Raw genomic sequence first — 15,296 nt, 5'->3', positions numbered from 1 at the left:
TGACGCGTGAGCTTCTGGGAGTACCTGGGCAACCGCCACCAACAGCTGCTCACCGACGCGTACCAGCATGTCAGCGCCGTGTTCCAGTGCATGGTCATCGCCACCGTGCTGGGCATCCTGATCGGGGTCGTCACCTATCGCAGCGGCTGGGCCGGGTCGCTGGCCATCACGTCGACGGCGACGATCCTCACCATCCCCTCCCTCGCCGCGATCGGTCTGCTCATCCCGCTCGTCGGCCTCGGGGTCGCCCCCACGGTGATCACCCTGACGCTGTACGGGCTGCTGCCCGTCGTCCGCAACGCCATCGTCGGGCTGCGCGGCGTCGATCCGGCACTGGTCGACGCGGCGAAGGGCATCGGGATGTCGCGGCTGGCCCGGCTGTGCCGGGTGGAACTGCCGCTCGCCTGGCCGCCGATCCTCACCGGGATCCGGGTCTCCACGCAGATGCTGATGGGCATCGCCGCCATCGCCGCGTACGCCTCGGGGCCCGGCCTGGGCAACGAGATCTTCCGCGGCATCGCCTCGCTGGGCAGCGCCAACGCGATCAATCAGGTCCTCGCGGGCACGCTCGGCATCGTCATCCTCGCTCTGCTCTTCGACGCCGCGTACGTACTGCTCGGGCGGCTCACCATTCCAAGGGGGATTCGTGTCTGAGACCGCCACCGGGAGCACGGACACCGACGGCGCCGGAACGGAGAGGACCACTTCCGGTGCCACCATCCAGCTGGAGGACCTGACCAAGCACTACCCGGGCAATCCGAACCCGGCGGTGGACAGTGTCTCGATGGACATCAAGGCCGGCGAGACGGTGATCTTCGTCGGGCCGTCCGGCTGCGGGAAGTCCACCACCCTGAAGATGATCAACCGGCTGATCGAGCCGTCGTCCGGGCGGATCAGGATCAACGACGAGGACGTCACCGACATCGACCCGGTGAAGCTGCGCCGCAAGATCGGGTACGCGATCCAGTCGTCCGGGCTCTTCCCGCACATGACGGTCGCCGAGAACATCGCCCTCGTGCCGAAGATGGCCGGCTGGTCGAAGTCGAAGGTGAAGGACCGGGTCGAGGAGATGCTCGATCTGGTGGGGCTCGATCCACGGGAGTTCCACGGGCGCTATCCCCGCGCGCTCTCCGGCGGTCAGCAGCAGCGGGTGGGCGTGGCGCGGGCGCTGGCGGCCGATCCGCCGGTGCTGCTGATGGACGAACCGTTCGGCGCGGTCGACCCGATCACCCGTGACCACCTCCAGGACGAGCTGATCCGGCTCCAGCACGAACTGCACAAGACGATCGTCTTCGTCACCCACGACTTCGACGAGGCGATCAAGCTGGGTGACCGGATCGCCGTGCTGCGGGAGCGTTCGCACATCGCGCAGTTCGACACCCCGGAGGCGATCCTCACCAATCCGACGGACGACTTCGTCTCGGGCTTCGTCGGGGCCGGCGCGGCACTGAAGCGGCTCAACCTCACCCGCGTACGGGATGTGGAGATGGCCACGTTCCCGACGGTGACGGTCGACGACCCGCTCCAGTCGATCTTCAACAAGCTGCGCAGCGGCCTGCACAACGAGCTGTTGATGCTGGACCGCAGGAACCGCCCGTACAAATGGCTGCGGCGCGGCGACCTGATGCGGGCCCGGGGTTCGCTGGCACGGGCCGGGCAGCTGGTCCACGACACGGTGACGCGCGACGCGACGCTGCACGACGCGCTGGAGGCGGTGCTGATCGACAGCGGCGGGCGGGTCGCGGTGACCGGGCGGCGCGGCGAGTTCATCGGGGTCGTCGACATGCAGACCCTGATGAACTCCGTCCATGAACTGCTGGAGGCCGACCGGCTCGCCGCCATCGAGCACCAGCACGACCTGGAGGAGCTGCGCAGCCACCAGACCGAGGCGGAGCTGGAGGGCGGTGCGGGCGTATGACCCCCAACTCACCGTTGAACCACGAATCCTCCCGCCGGGCACGCTCCGGACCGCCCGTGCCGTCCTCCGACAAGGACCGCCCGCCCGGCGAGCACGACGTCAAGGGCCATGCCTTCCGGGACGAGGAGGAGGAGCCCGCCCCGCCCCCGGCCGGTCCGCCGCGCCGGCTGACCTGGCGCAAGCTGGTGATGATGCCGCTCGCACTCGCGATCGTGCTGGTCATCACGTATCTGTGGATCACCCATGTCCATCTCGACTCGATCGCGCGGAACTCACTGACCGGCGGCAATGTGCAGCTGCGCTGGTGGCAGCATGTGCGGCTGACCGCGATCTCGACGTTCTGGGTGCTGATCATCGCCATTCCGCTGGGGATCGCGCTGACCCGGCGCAGGCTGCGCAAGGGTGCCCCGGTGGTCACGGCGGTCGCCAACATCGGGCAGGCGACACCGGCGATCGGCCTGCTGGCGCTGCTGGTGATCTGGCTGGGCATCGGTCCTTCCACGGCGATCATCGGCATGGTGATCTACGCGGTGCTGCCGGTCTTCTCCAATACGGTGGCCGGTCTCAAGGCGATCGAGCCGAACCTGGTCGAGGCCTCGCGCGGCATCGGCATGTCGGCGACGGGGACGCTCACCAAGGTCGAACTGCCGCTCGCCGTCCCGCTGATCCTGGCCGGGGTACGCACGGCGCTGGTGCTCAATGTCGGCACGGCGACCCTGGCCACCTTCGTCGGTGGCGGCGGCCTCGGGGACCTGATCACCTCGGGCATCCAGACCCAGCGGATGCCGGTGCTGGTGCTCGGCTCCGTGCTGACGGTGGTGCTGGCGCTGCTGGTGGACTGGCTGGCCTCACTGGTCGAGGTGGCGCTGACGCCGCGCGGACTGGAGGTGGGGTGATGGGTCCGTGGAAGGTACGGGCCGGCCTGGCGGTGACGGCGGCGGCGCTGGCGCTGCTGCTCTCCGGGTGCGGGCTGAAGAGCGGCTCGCCGATGGTGGACGACGTGGAGCCGGGCTCGGTCGGCCGGGGGAAGCCGCTGGACGGTGCCTCGTTGACCGTCACCTCGAAGAACTTCAGCGAGAACATCATCCTGGGCCAGATGATCGGCCTGGTCTTCAAGGCCGCCGGCGCGGAGGTCCTGGACCGGACGAACCTGCCCGGCTCGATCAGTGCGCGCGAGGCGATCGTCAAGGGTGACGCGGACGCGATGTACGAGTACACGGGCACCGGCTGGATCACCTACCTGGGCCACGCGAAACCGATCCCCGACCCGCTGAAGCAGTGGGCGGCGGTCCGCGACCAGGACCGCAGAAACGGGGTGACCTGGCTGACGCCGTCCACGCTCAACAACACCTACGCGCTCGCCATCAGCCGGAAGAACAACGCGAAGTACCACCTGAAGACGCTCTCCGACGTCGCGGCGCTGGCGAAGAAGGACCCGTCGGCGGTGACGATCTGCGTGGAGAACGAGTTCGCCTCGCGCGACGACGGGCTGCCGGGCATGGAGAAGGCCTACGGGATGTCGCTCCCGGCCGCCAACATCAAGAAGATGGACGCCGGGATCATCTACACCCAGGTCTCGAAGTCCAACTCCTGCCTGCTGGGCGAGGTGTTCACCACGGACGGCCGGATCAAGGCGATGAACCTCGACGTGCTCGTCGACAACAAGCACTTCTTCCCCAACTACAACGCGGCACCGGTCATCCACACCAAGACCTTCGAGAAGTATCCGCAGATCGCCGGGCTGCTCGACCCGGTCAGCAAGAAGCTGACCACCGAGGTCGCCCAGGTGCTCAACGCCAAGGTGGACGTGGACGGGCAGGACCCGCACGAGGTCGCGAAGGACTGGCTGATCCAGGAGGGGTTCATCAAGCAGGGCTGAGCCGGGAGCCTCCGTCACCGCCCTCCCCCGGGCCGCGCCCGCCGCTCGCAAAGATTCCGTTGCAAAGAATATAATGCAAAGAACATGTTGCAAAGAGAGCTTTGCAACTCTACGGTTTACCCATGCCCGCACCTGAGGACGGCGCCGAGACCCCCGCCGAAGCCGAGAACATCCACAAGGTCGATGCCCGCACCCTGCGCGGACTGGCCCACCCCCTGCGGCTGCGCCTGCTGGCCACCCTGCGGGAGTACGGCCCCGCCACCGCCTCCGGTCTCGCCGACCGGCTCGGCGAGTCCAGCGGCGCCACCAGCTACCACCTCAGGCAGCTGGCGGCATACGGCTTCGTCGAGGACGACCCGGGGCGCGGCAAGGGCCGCGAGCGCTGGTGGCGGGCCGCACACCGGGGCACCATCTTCGACAGCGGCAGGTTCCTGAGCCACCCGGACCCCGAGGTGCGCGGCGCGGTGGACGTCGTACTCCATGAGATGGCCACCGCACACGCCAGGGAGCTGAACACCTGGATCGGCACCATGCGGGAATGGCCCGAGGAATGGCGCGAGGGCTGGGACATCAGCGACTTCCAGGTACGCCTCACCCCCGATCTCTCCGAGGAACTGATCCGGAAGATCCACGACCTCATCGAGAGCTACCGGGGCCGGGTCCCGGAAGGCACCGAGGGATCGGCCACCGTCCGCAGCCATGTGCACTTCTTCCCGCGCCCCCCGGAGTAACCAGCCCGCGGAGCAACGAGCCCGCAGCGCGACGAACCCGCGGGCAACGAGCCCCTCCTGACCGGAAGGACACCGTCATGCACTCCCACACACATCTGCTGCTGCACAGCCTGCGTTCCGCCGAACTACGGGAACACGCGGCGGAGTTCCACCTCGCGCCGACCGCGTCGCGCACCGGACTGCGCACCCGGCTCGGCTGGGCCCTCGTCGACCTGGGACTGCGCATCCTGCCCCGCCACCCCGGCCGCACTCCCTTCGCAGCCGGTACGGCGTGAACGTCCGGGGGGACCGCAGCCGTATCCCGCTCATCGCCGTACTGACCGCCAACTCCATATCCACGGCCGGTACTTCACTCACCCTCATCGGCGTCCCGTGGTTCGTCCTGGAGACCACGGGGAGCGCCGGCCGGGCCGGTGTCGTCGCCTTCTGCGCGACCCTGCCGATCGTCGTCTCCGCCCTGATCGGCGGTCCCGTCATCGACCGGATCGGACGGCGCCGGGTCTCCGTCGCCTCCGACCTGGTGTGCGGCCTCGCCGTCGCCGCCATTCCGCTGCTGCACTACGCGGACGCCCTCGCCTTCTGGATGCTGTGCGTACTGATGGCGGTCGGCGGACTCCTGCACACCCCCGGCAACACCGCGCGCTACGTCCTCGTACCGGATCTCGCCGAGCACGCCGGCACCACCCTCGCCCGCGCCGCCAGCCTCTTCGACGCCGTCTCGCGCGGGGCCCGGATGGTCGGGGCGGCGCTGGCCGGCGTGCTGATCGCGCTCGTCGGCGCGGAGAGCGTGCTGCTGCTGGACGCGGCGACGTTCCTGACGTCCGCGCTGCTGATCGCGGCAGGCGTACAAGGGGTGCGCGCGGCCGAGCCGCGCAAGGCCGCGGCGCCGGTCTCGCTGCGGGCGTACCGCACCGAACTGCGCGAGGGCTTCGCCTACTTGCTGGGCAACCGGCTGCTGCTGGCGGTCGTGGCGATGGTCATGTTCATGAACGGCACCGACCAGGGCTGGTACGCCGTCCTGCTGCCGGTGCACGCCGCCGCCGAACTGGGCGGGGCCAGGGACATCGGGCTGCTCACCGCCCTGTTCGGCGCGGGCGGGCTGACCGGGGCGCTGCTGTACGGGGCGGTCGGGCACCGCTTCTCGCGGCGGGCCGTGTTCACGGTGTGCGTGGTGCTGTGCGGTGCGCCCAGGTACGTGGTCGCGGCGCTGACCGGGACGACGTTGCCGCTCGCCGTGACCATGGCGTTGAGCGGTCTCGCGGGCGGGGTACTGAACCCGATCCTGACGACGGTGATCTACGGAACGGTCCCCGACGAGTTGCGCAGCCGGGTCTCCGGGGTCCTCACGGCGGGCGGCGAACTGGCCATGCCGGTGGGCGGTCTCGCGGCCGGGCTGCTGGTCGAGAGCGCGGGCGTGCAGGGGGCGCTGCTGGCGATGGGCGGGGTGTACCTGCTGGCGACGCTGAGCCCGCTGGTGTTCCCGGCGTGGCGCGCGATGGACGGGGCGGTGGCGGTGACGGAGCCGGACCCCGCGCCCGTGCCGTCACCGGCCGGGGAGATCAGCAGCTCGGAACCTTGTGCCCCTGCTCCAGGGCCCGGAGCGAGGACACCGCGTTCTTCAGGGTCGTGACCGGGATCAGCCGCAGCCCCTTGGGGAGCTCGGCGCCCGCCTCCCTGCACTCCGCCTTCGGCACGAGGAAGACGGTCGCCCCGTCGCGGTGTGCGGCCTGGGTCTTCAGCGACACCCCGCCGACCGCGCCGACCTCGCCGTTCGCCTGGATCGTGCCGGTGCCCGCGACGGTGCGGCCGCCGGTGAGATCGCCGCCGGAGCCGTCGCCGTCGAGCTTGTCGACGATGCCGAGGGCGAAGAACAGACCGGCGCTGGGGCCGCCCACGTCGGCGAGATGCAGGGTCACGTCGACCGAGCCGGGCTTCTTCCCGAGGTAGTTCAGGGCGGCGTCGACCGCGGAGTCCTGCGACTTCACCATGTCGTCGAGGTTGTGCTTCTCGATCTCCTTCTCGGAGCCACCGGTCGGGTAGACGGAGTCACGGGGCAGGACCGCCCGGTCCGTACGGAACCAGCTGTCGATCACATCGCCGATGCCGACATCGGCGGTCGGCCCGGTCGCGACGATCGTCGTCATCCGCAGCTCACCCTCGGTGGTGCGGGTGGGTGTGCCCTTGATGCTGATCACGGGCGTGCCGTGATCGTTCCCGAGCACGTTCGCCGTCGAGCCGGGCTGTGCCAGGGTGAACGGCAGCGGCGCGAAGGCGGCCACGCCGAACAGGGCGAGGACGGGCAGGGCGCACAGGACGAGGGCACGGGGGCGCGAGAGACGAGTGAGCACCCGCCCAATCTAACCGGCCCCGGTCACCGAGTGCCCCGCCCCGGGGACACACCGGCCCGCCCGGTGGCACATCCGGCCCGCCCGGCGATTGAGGGCATCTTTTCGGCCCGCCCGGCGTCTGAGGGCGGAACCCGTGCGGCGGGGGCCGGAGCGCCAGGGGCTCCCGGTGCGCCAGGACCCCTGCGAGGCCCCGCCGAGCCCGCGCTACCGGAGCGCGTCCGCGACCTCGCGGGCGGCGTCCACCACGCGGGGGCCGACGCGCTCGGGCACGGAGTCCGCGAGCATCACCACGCCCACGCTGCCCTCGACCCCGGTCACCCCCACCAGCGCCGCCGCGGCCCCGCTCGCCCCGGCCTCCAGCTCGCCGTGGGTGAGGGTGAAGGCGGTCTCGCCGACCGGCTTCTGGCGTGCGGCGAGAATCGCCCGGCCGGCGGCGCCCCGGTCCAGCGGATGGCGGAAACCCGCCCGGTAGGCCACGTGGTAGTCCGTCCAGGTCGGCTCGACGACCGCGACGGCCAGCGCGTCGCTGCCGTCGACCAGCGTGAGATGGGCGGTGGCCCCGATGTCCTCGGCGAGCGACCGCAGCGCGGGCAGCGCGGCTTCCCGGACGAGCGGATGCACCTGGCGGCCCAGGCGCAGCACACCCAGGCCCACTCTGGCCCGGCCACCCAAGTCGCGCCGCACCAGGGCGTGTTGCTCCAGGGTGGCGAGCAGACGGTAGACCACGGTCCGGTTGACCCCGAGTTTGTTGGACAACTCGGTGACGGTCAGGCCGTGGTCGGTGTCGGCAAGCAGTTTGAGGACCCTCAGGCCCCGGTCGAGCGTCTGGGAGGTTTCCGCGGTCACGACGCCCTCTCCTCTTTGATGAGCGGCAGCGGCTGGTTCCCAGGAATGTGCGCCGCCGGTCCCAGCGGCGACGCACGGAGAGGCCGCCGGCCTAACCAGGCACCGGCTGCGCCCCGGGGCGGCTCTGCCACGGGGCGTTCATTTTTTGGGACAGTAGCGAGCGAGTCCGCTCAGCGGAAGGCCTCGTCCAGAATCCGGGCGTTGTCCGGGGCAAGGTTGTCTTGAAGCAGCATAAGTGCCGGTCAGCGCGGCGTCGGCCGAAGCCCGGAGGTCTACGCGCGTCCAGGTCGGCCGACGCCTTCACGGCACTTCACGTACCTGAAGTGAACTGTCGTCAACTCACGGTGAACGACTGCTGCACAATTTTTCCGTTCACGAGTACCTCGCAGGCCCGGATCGCCCGCGTCGCCGGGTCGCGGACGGTGAAGACGAGGGCGAAGGTGCCGTCCAGTCCGATGACCCGGGTGACGTACGGGTCGGCGGTCTGCTTCCCGTCCGCGGTGCGGCCGGTCACCGAGACCGTGGCGACGGGGGCGAATCCGCGGCCGGTCACCTGGACCGCCGTGCCGACGGGTCCCTCGGGCGGCGAGAGCGCGAAGGACGGTCCGGCGGGGACGGTCCCGTCCTGGACGGTGAACGCCGCTGTCTCGGTACGCGGGTTGACGAGGACCTCCCGGACCCGGATGGCGACGGTGTCGGCGGCGTCGACCTTGAAGGTCTGCGAGAACGCCCCGTCCAGCCCGACCACCTTCGTCCTCGCCGGATCGGACGTCTGCGATCCGTCGGCCCGCAGCCCGACGATGGACACGGTCGCCACCTTCGCGAAGCCCTGCCCGATGACGGTGACGGCGGTGCCCTTCGGACCGGCCGACGGGGTGAGCACGACGAAGGACGGGGCGACGGTCAGCGGGGTGAGGGCCTGCGCTCCCCCGGCGGTGACCTGGAGCGTGTACTCGGCACGCGGAGTGGATCCGGCGACCGTGACCGTACCGGCGAGCGTTCCGTCGGCGCCGATCCGGAGGGTGGAGCCGCTGATCCGGGCGCTGTCGCAGGAGCCGCCGTCGGCGCCGCAGAGCGTGGCGGTGGGCGTGGTGCCGGTCGGCCAGTCGCCGCCGGAGAGGGCGATCGTCCCACCGGGCCTGACCTTCGCCGCGCCCGCGGAGAGCGTCGCGGAGGCGTCGGTCACGGTGAACGGTGTGGTCAGCACAGTGGCCGGATCGTTGCCCTCGTCGACCTGGATCGAGGCGATGGCCGGGTCGGAGACGGTGAACTCGGCGCTGAAGGTGCCGTCGGGGGTGCTCTTCACATAGACGGCGGTGTCGTCGAGCGTCGCCCCGCTCGCGTCCAGGGCGACGGTGTTGATCCACCGGTCCTGGAAGTAGTTGGTGCCGGTGACCTCGATGACGCTGCCGAGCGGGGCGCCGGCGCGGGAGAGCGCGATGGCCCGCGGCCCGTCGGGGACGAAGGCCTTGACGGTCAGGGGCGCGGTCGCCTCCTTCGTACCGTCGCCGACCTTCACCAGGTACGAGCCGTCGGGCACGGCGCCCGCGGCGGCGAGCACCGCGCTGCCGGACAGTTCCCCGGAGCCGCTGATCGCGAGCGTGCCGGAGACGAACTTGCCGGGGTCGCAGCCGCCGCCGTCCGCCGCGCACAGCGACGGTACGGGAGTGGCGCCCGCGGTCCACAGGCTGCCGGACAGGGTGACGGAGGTGGACGGCCGGACGGCGGTGGCGGGAGCGTTCAGGGTGGCCGGATGGCCCGCGGTGCCCTCGGCGGTCACCGTGCCGATGGACCCGCCGCCGCTCACCACGTCGCACGGGGTCTCGTAGGTGGAGCCGAGCACCTTCGTACGCGTCAGATTGCGCACCGGGGTGAAGGAGATCGGGCCGCTCGCGTCGGCGGGGATGATGAAGTCCCCTTCGTACGGCGGGATTTCGATCGGCTTGCCGGACGGGATGTCGAGGTTGATCTGGGGGCCGGTGACGGTGACCGTGCCGGTGGCGCCGCCGGACATGGCGAAGTCGATGCTGGGGGTGGTGGGCACATCGCTCAGGCTGAGGCCGCTGGTGGCGGGGGACGGACCGAGGGTGACCTTGGCGTGCACCTTGCCGCCCGGGTCGACGATCCCCGGCGAGAGCTCGACGCTCATCTGCTGCGGCCCGGTCGCCTCCCCCTGTCCGGCGGGCAGGGAGCAGTGGACGGTCGGGGTGACGGTGCCGGCCTCGGCGGCGGGCGCGAGTGCGACGGTGCCGCCGGTCCAGACGAGCACGGCCCCGGCGGTGAGGGCCACGGCACGGCGTAACACCGCACCCGGTCTTTCGGTTCTTCTCTGTTGTCGGGCAGGCATGTTGCTCCTCCATGGGTTTCGTCCGCGACCGGGACACGGCTGCGGGAATGCTCCGAATTCGAAAGGCAGGCGCCCGCCCGCTCCGATGCGATACGGAGCGGGCGGGCGCCTCCGGGACTTTCCTTGGCGGTTCTCCCCGACGTTCTTCCTGCCGGTTCTCAGAGAAGAGTGAGGGTGAGAGTGGCGCTGTAATCCCCGGGCCGGGTGAATCCGGGAACCGTGAGGGTGAGATCGGCGTCGGCGTCGAACCGGCCGCCGGTGAACGGGCGGGAGCCGTCCGGGTCCATCCGGCAGAGGCTCGCGGCCTCGCTCCCGAGCGCGGCGGGCGCCCCGGCCACCGGCACCCCGACGCTGCCGCTCTGCGCCGTGCATCTGGGCGTCCAGCGGACGGCGTCGGCCGGGATGGTGCCGCCGTCGGAGCCGGTGAAGCCGGTGAGGGTGGCGGTCAGGGACCAGCCGCTGTCGACGCCGCGGGCGTCCTCCACCTCGACCCGGTTGAGCCGGGAGCGCTGCACACCGCTGCCGGTGCCCAGGACCGTCGTACCGAAGTCGACGGTGTCGCCGTCCTGGACCATGGACAGCGTCCCGGCCCTGACCGAGGTGTTCAGCTTCTGGTCGGCGCTGCCGCCGCCTCCCCCATCCGTGGAGACGGTGAACGGGGCGGTCCGTACGGTCGCCGGGTCGTTGCCCTCGTCCGCCTGGACGGCGACGACGGCGTCGGAGATCACGGTGAACTCGACGGCGAAGGTGCCGTCCGGGCCGCTCTTGACGTAGACCGCGCTGTCGTCGAGCCCGGTGCCCGTCGCGTCGAGGCCGATGACATTGATCCAGCGGTCCGGGTTGTAGTTCTTGCCGCTGACCGTGATCACACTGCCGACCGGGCCGCTGCTCCGCGACAGCGAGATCTCGCGGTCGCCGGCCGCGACGGCCCTGACGGTGAGGGGAGCCGTGGCCTCCTTCGTGCCGTCGTTGACCTTCACCTCGTACGCGCCGTCCGGCACCGCACCGGCCTCCGCGAGGGTGGCCGTGCCGTGCAGCGTCCCGGAACCGTCGATGGTGAGCGTGTGGCTCCTGAACTTCAGCGGATCGCAGCCGCCACCGCCCACCGCACAGAGCGAGGGCACCGGCGCACCGCCCGGCGTCCAGCCCGAACCACCCAGTGTCACGGCGGTGTTGGGGCGTACGGGGTCGGCGGGCGCGCTCAGGGTGGCGGGCTCGGAGCCGGTGCCCTCCACCGTGACGGTGCCGATGCTGCCGCCGCCGTCGACGACGTCGCACGGCGTCTCGAAGACCGAGCCGAGCACCTTGGTCTGCGTCAGCGTGCGGAGCGGGGTGAACGAGAGGTCCCCGGAGGCATCCGCCGGGACCAGGAAGTCACCTTCGTACGGCGGGAGTTCGATGGGTTTGCCGGCCGGGATGTCCATAGTGAACTCGGCGCCCCGCACCGTGACGGTGCCGGTCGCCCCGCCGGACATGGCGAGGTCGAGGCTGGGGATGGTCGGTACGTCCTCCAGGGCGAGCGCGCTGGTGGCCGGGGACGGGCCCAGCGTGACCTTGGCATGCACCTTCCCGCCCGGGGCGACGACCGCGGGCGACAGTTCGACGGTCATCTGCTGCGGCCCGGTCGCCTCGCCCTGGCCCGCGGGCAGGGTGCAGTGGACGGTCGGGGTGACCGTACCGGCGGCCTGCCCCCCGGCCGGCGGTGCGGCCTGGGCGGTGGCCCCGGCGCAGCTCAGCGACATCACGAAGCAGGCAGCGAGCAGACCGGTCACGCCGGGTCTTCGTCGTCGTATCACCAGACACCCCTCCATGGCCCATTGATTGCGCACATTGAGGAGGGCGGGTGCAGAGAAGTCAAGAGAGAACTGATTGATCCTTAACTGATTGATCCTTATCTGAAATGCCCGGAAAGCATTTCTGCGGAAATTTCAAGGGTGCCTGTTGACATCTCTTGACTTCTCTGAAGATCACAGTTTCACTGCACCCGACATGCCGGGCCCGGCACGCAGATCCACCTCTTCAGTTCTTCGGTGAATCTGCGGAATTCAGAACCGGAAGGAGTTCCCCCCGTCATGTCGTCGAATCGAAGACACATCCCCCTGGTACTGGCCGCGGCCTGTTCCGTGGCCGGCGCGCTCGCGCTGGCCCCGACAGCCCATGCGGTGACTCCGCTCACCGCGACGGCCACGTACGACTGCGGCGCCTGGGGCAGCGGTCTCGCCACCCTGACCGCCACCGACTCGGGCACGTCCAAGACCATCAAGATCACGTCCACCGCGATCACCATGCCGACCGGTACCAGCGCCGACCCGAACAGCATCACGACGACGCTCAAGCTCACCAAGACCTCGGGCGGCGTCACCAGTCAGGTGCAGTTCTCCGGAAAGACCAACCCCGGCCTGAGCGGCGGCAACCCGATCACCCTGGGCCCGCTGAAGCTCACCTCCGGCACCCTGGCGGCGGGTGACAGCACGAATTCCGTGGTGCTGCCCGCTCCCCCGAGCGCCACCAACTGGTCACTGCAGATCGTGGCGTCGTCCCCGACGTCGGCCACGGTTCCGTGTGTGGCCACGGCGAACCAGTCCGCCCCGTTCGTCTGGTAGCGGCCCCGCCCCCTCATCCGCACGTACGACGCCGGCCCGGGGCGAGGACCGCTGTCCCCGCCCCGGGCCGGCACCCGCACTCCCACTCGCTCCGTACGAGAGGGCGCGCTCACGTCATGCGAGTGGCCCACTCCTGGACCTTCTTGATCCGCTGCTGGATCTGCCCGGCCGTGGCCTCCGCGCTCGGCGGCCCGCCGCACACCCGCCGCAGCTCGGTGTGGATCACTCCGTGCGGCTTGCCGCTCTGGTGCGTGTACGCCGACACCATCGTGTTGAGCTGCTTGCGCAGCCCGAGCAACTGCTTGTGCGTGACCACCGGCCGCGCCTCGGCCGGCTTCTCCAGCAGGTCGGCCTCCCCGGCCGGCTTCTGGCGGCTGTGCGCGATCTGCCGGGACTGCCGCTTCTGGAGCAGCAGCTGCACCTGGTCGGGTTCCAGCAGCCCCGGAATCCCCAGGTAGTCCTGCTCCTCCTCGCTGCCGGGGTGCGCCTGCATGCCGAATTCGGCACCGTCGTACAGCACCCGGTCGAAGACCGCGTCGGATTCGAGGGCCTCGAAGGGCAGCTGCTCCTCGGTCTCCTCGTCCTCCAGCTTCTCGGCGTCGGCGAGGAGCTTGTCCTCCTCCGCGAACGGGTTCTCCTCGTCGCTGCCCTTCTTGGGCTTGTCGAGGACGTGGTCCCGCTCGACCTCCATCTCGTTGGCGAAGTCGAGCAGCATCGGAATGGTCGGCACGAAGACGGAAGCGGTCTCGCCGCGCCTGCGCGAGCGCACGAAACGCCCGACGGCCTGCGCGAAGAACAGCGGCGTGGAGATGGTGGTGGCGTACACGCCCACGGCGAGGCGTGGCACGTCGACGCCCTCCGACACCATGCGGACCGCGACCATCCAGCGCGACTCGTCCTCGCTGAACTGGTCGATCTTCTTCGAAGCGGCCTTCTCGTCGGAGAGGACCACGGTGGCCTTCTCGCCGGTGACCCGCTTGAGGATCTTGGCGTACTCGCGCGCCGATTCCTGGTCGGTGGCGATGACCAGGCCGCCCGCGTCCGGAATGCCCTTGCGCACCTCGGTCAGCCGCTTGTCGGCGGCGCTCAGCACATTGGGGATCCACTCGCCGGTGGGCGACAGGGCGGTGCGCCAGGCCTGCCCGATGGCGTCCTTGGTCATCGGCTCGCCGAGCCGGGCGGCGATCTCGTCACCGGCCTTGGTGCGCCAGCGCATGTTGCCGCTGTAGCTGAGGAAGATCACTGGCCGGACGACGCCGTCGGCGAGCGCGTTGCCGTAACCGTAGGTGTAGTCGGCCGAGGAACGCCGGATGCCGTCGTTGCCCTCCTCGTACACGACGAAGGGGATCGGGTTGGTGTCGGACCGGAACGGCGTACCGGTGAGCGCGAGCCGCCGGGTGGCCGGGTCGAAGGCCTCCTGGCACGCCTCGCCCCAGGACTTCGAGTCACCGGCGTGGTGGATCTCGTCGAGGATCACGAGGGTCTTGCGCTGCTCGCAGCGGTTGCGGTGCAGCATCGGCCGTACGCCGACGCCGGCGTAGGTGACCGCGACGCCGTCGTACTCCTTGCTCAGCGGGCCCGCGCTGTAGTCGGGGTCGAGCTTGATCCCTATCCGGGCCGCTGCCTCGGCCCACTGCTTCTTCAGGTGCTCGGTCGGCGCGACGACGGTGATCTGCTGCACGACGTGGTGGTGCAGCAGCCATGACGCGAGGGTCAGCGCAAAGGTGGTCTTCCCCGCGCCGGGGGTGGCGACCGCGAGGAAGTCGCGCGGCTGCTCCTGGATGTACTTCTCCATGGCGCCCTGCTGCCAGGCTCGCAGCTTGCCGGCCGTGCCCCAGGGGGCGCGGCCGGGGAAGGCGGGTGAGAGGTGGTGGGAGGCGGTAGTAGTCACGGTCTCCGGTTCGGGTCTCTCGGGTACGTGGGGCGCTGTCCGCACGGCCGGGACGGACCCGCACGCGATACGACAACCGGGCCACCTTACCGGGGGGCGGCGCGGAACCCTGTACGGACGAACGGTGGTTCGGCGCCGCTGAGACCCTCTTCACAGAGCAGCGCGTTACGCGGCGAACCCGGGGAGCCGTTCCGCGATCCTGGGCATGTCGAGGGCCCCCTGGCACACGTCCAGCACGAACTTCTCGGCCGCGTCGACATCGAAGTCCGCGCTCAGGCGATGCCCATTGATGTGCAAGAAGACCCAGGTGGCATACCAGGCGATGCGCTTGTTCCCGTCGACGAGCGCATGATTGCGCGCCAGCGACTCCATGAGTGCCGCGGCCTTCTGCCACACGTCCGGATAGGCATCCTGGCCGAACACGCTCGCCTGCGGACGGGCGAGTGCCGAATCGAGCAGCCCGTAGTCCCGCACCTCGGCGGCCCCGAGACGCTCGGCGAGGTTGAGCAGCTCGGGAAGTGTCAGGTACTGCATCAGGCGAGCCTCCGGTTGAGCTCCTCACTCACCTTCAGCACGTGGTCCGCAGCCTCGTTGAAGAGGCGCGAGTGTTCGTTTATGGCGGTGATCACCGCGTCATGGGCGAACGACTGCATACTCCGCCCCTCCGACTCGGCGCGCGCGCGCAGTGCGTCCAGCTCTTCTTCGGTGAACCGCAGATTCAGACCAGCCATGC

At 70.2% G+C, this 15,296-nt stretch carries 15 protein-coding genes; 8 read left to right on the top strand and 7 right to left on the bottom strand.

Features of this window, described 5'->3' with window-relative positions; translation table 11 throughout:
* Positions 1-6: 6 nt before the first annotated feature.
* The 7 genes from OG520_RS25460 to OG520_RS25430 all read left to right on the top strand — a co-directional run bounded on the left by OG520_RS25460 (position 7) and on the right by OG520_RS25430 (position 6,158).
* Positions 7-654 (top strand): ABC transporter permease, encoded by a 648-nt coding sequence (locus OG520_RS25460; RefSeq protein WP_266418664.1) that lies wholly within the window; start codon positions 7-9, stop codon positions 652-654.
* Entirely contained in the window at positions 647-1,918 is a 1,272-nt protein-coding gene (locus OG520_RS25455; RefSeq protein ID WP_399331943.1) for an ABC transporter ATP-binding protein, read from the top strand. Before OG520_RS25460 ends, OG520_RS25455 begins: the two co-directional genes overlap by 8 nt.
* Positions 1,915-2,814 (top strand): ABC transporter permease, encoded by a 900-nt coding sequence (locus OG520_RS25450; protein WP_406014721.1) that lies wholly within the window; start codon positions 1,915-1,917, stop codon positions 2,812-2,814. The genes OG520_RS25455 and OG520_RS25450 overlap by 4 nt, the downstream gene beginning before the upstream one ends.
* Complete coding sequence (locus OG520_RS25445; RefSeq protein ID WP_406014720.1) at positions 2,814-3,797, top strand: glycine betaine ABC transporter substrate-binding protein; 984 nt, start codon at positions 2,814-2,816, stop codon at positions 3,795-3,797. The genes OG520_RS25450 and OG520_RS25445 overlap by 1 nt, the downstream gene beginning before the upstream one ends.
* Positions 3,798-3,919: 122 nt before the next feature.
* Positions 3,920-4,528, top strand: coding sequence for a winged helix-turn-helix domain-containing protein (locus tag OG520_RS25440; protein WP_406014719.1), 609 nt, complete (start codon positions 3,920-3,922; stop codon positions 4,526-4,528).
* 77 nt (positions 4,529-4,605) lie between these two features.
* Positions 4,606-4,803 (top strand): hypothetical protein, encoded by a 198-nt coding sequence (locus OG520_RS25435; protein ID WP_266418654.1) that lies wholly within the window; start codon positions 4,606-4,608, stop codon positions 4,801-4,803.
* Positions 4,800-6,158 carry an MFS transporter gene (locus OG520_RS25430; protein ID WP_406014718.1) on the top strand — a complete coding sequence of 453 codons (1,359 nt, stop codon included), beginning with the start codon at positions 4,800-4,802 and terminating at the stop codon, positions 6,156-6,158. The genes OG520_RS25435 and OG520_RS25430 overlap by 4 nt, the downstream gene beginning before the upstream one ends.
* Here the strand turns inward: OG520_RS25430 and OG520_RS25425 are convergent.
* The 4 genes from OG520_RS25425 to OG520_RS25410 all read right to left on the bottom strand — a co-directional run bounded on the left by OG520_RS25425 (position 6,088) and on the right by OG520_RS25410 (position 11,841).
* Positions 6,088-6,876, bottom strand: a complete 789-nt coding sequence (locus OG520_RS25425) for a S16 family serine protease (protein WP_406014717.1) — start codon at positions 6,874-6,876, stop codon at positions 6,088-6,090. The two genes, OG520_RS25430 and OG520_RS25425, sit on opposite strands and share 71 nt — an antisense overlap.
* Before the next feature lie 204 nt (positions 6,877-7,080).
* Positions 7,081-7,722 (bottom strand): IclR family transcriptional regulator, encoded by a 642-nt coding sequence (locus OG520_RS25420; protein WP_124723277.1) that lies wholly within the window; start codon positions 7,720-7,722, stop codon positions 7,081-7,083.
* A 334-nt stretch (positions 7,723-8,056) separates the two neighbouring features.
* Positions 8,057-10,027, bottom strand: coding sequence for a hypothetical protein (locus OG520_RS25415; protein ID WP_406014716.1), 1,971 nt, complete (start codon positions 10,025-10,027; stop codon positions 8,057-8,059).
* Between the two features lie 200 nt (positions 10,028-10,227).
* Positions 10,228-11,841, bottom strand: a complete 1,614-nt coding sequence (locus OG520_RS25410; RefSeq protein WP_406014715.1) for a hypothetical protein — start codon at positions 11,839-11,841, stop codon at positions 10,228-10,230.
* A gap of 300 nt (positions 11,842-12,141) precedes the next feature.
* Here OG520_RS25410 and OG520_RS25405 point away from each other — a divergent pair, with 300 nt between their 5' ends.
* A complete protein-coding gene (locus OG520_RS25405) occupies positions 12,142-12,672 on the top strand; it encodes a hypothetical protein (RefSeq protein ID WP_406014714.1) in 531 nt (176 codons plus the stop codon).
* A 109-nt stretch (positions 12,673-12,781) separates the two neighbouring features.
* On the opposite strand, the gene OG520_RS25400 is transcribed toward OG520_RS25405, so the two are convergent.
* From OG520_RS25400 to OG520_RS25390, 3 genes are all read right to left on the bottom strand, one after another.
* On the bottom strand, positions 12,782-14,563 hold the full coding sequence (locus tag OG520_RS25400) for a DEAD/DEAH box helicase (protein ID WP_399331952.1): 1,782 nt from the start codon (positions 14,561-14,563) through the stop codon (positions 12,782-12,784).
* Between the two features lie 165 nt (positions 14,564-14,728).
* The gene (locus OG520_RS25395; RefSeq protein WP_266418640.1) at positions 14,729-15,097 is read right to left on the bottom strand and encodes a type II toxin-antitoxin system death-on-curing family toxin; all 369 of its coding nucleotides are present in this window, start codon (positions 15,095-15,097) and stop codon (positions 14,729-14,731) included.
* Complete coding sequence (locus OG520_RS25390; protein WP_114249050.1) at positions 15,097-15,294, bottom strand: Arc family DNA-binding protein; 198 nt, start codon at positions 15,292-15,294, stop codon at positions 15,097-15,099. Before OG520_RS25390 ends, OG520_RS25395 begins: the two co-directional genes overlap by 1 nt.
* Between the last annotated feature and the right edge of the window lie 2 nt (positions 15,295-15,296).

The sequence above is a fragment of the Streptomyces sp. NBC_00984 genome, assembly GCF_045162475.1.
GTDB lineage: Bacteria > Actinomycetota > Actinomycetes > Streptomycetales > Streptomycetaceae > Streptomyces.
Note: the sequence above shows the minus strand (reverse complement) of the source record. Positions and strands in the feature narration are given on the sequence as shown.

Bases quoted from the DNA above. Each gene is read 5' to 3' on its own strand.
- OG520_RS25440 (WP_406014719.1), top strand. From the start codon at position 3,920: ATGCCCGCACCTGAGGACGGCGCCGAGACCCCCGCCGAAGCCGAGAAC.
- OG520_RS25450 (WP_406014721.1), top strand. From the start codon at position 1,915: ATGACCCCCAACTCACCGTTGAACCACGAATCCTCCCGCCGGGCACGC.
- OG520_RS25445 (WP_406014720.1), top strand. From the start codon at position 2,814: ATGGGTCCGTGGAAGGTACGGGCCGGCCTGGCGGTGACGGCGGCGGCG.
- OG520_RS25405 (WP_406014714.1), top strand. From the start codon at position 12,142: ATGTCGTCGAATCGAAGACACATCCCCCTGGTACTGGCCGCGGCCTGT.
- OG520_RS25435 (WP_266418654.1), top strand. From the start codon at position 4,606: ATGCACTCCCACACACATCTGCTGCTGCACAGCCTGCGTTCCGCCGAA.
- OG520_RS25390 (WP_114249050.1), bottom strand. From the start codon at position 15,294: ATGGCTGGTCTGAATCTGCGGTTCACCGAAGAAGAGCTGGACGCACTG.
- OG520_RS25395 (WP_266418640.1), bottom strand. From the start codon at position 15,097: ATGCAGTACCTGACACTTCCCGAGCTGCTCAACCTCGCCGAGCGTCTC.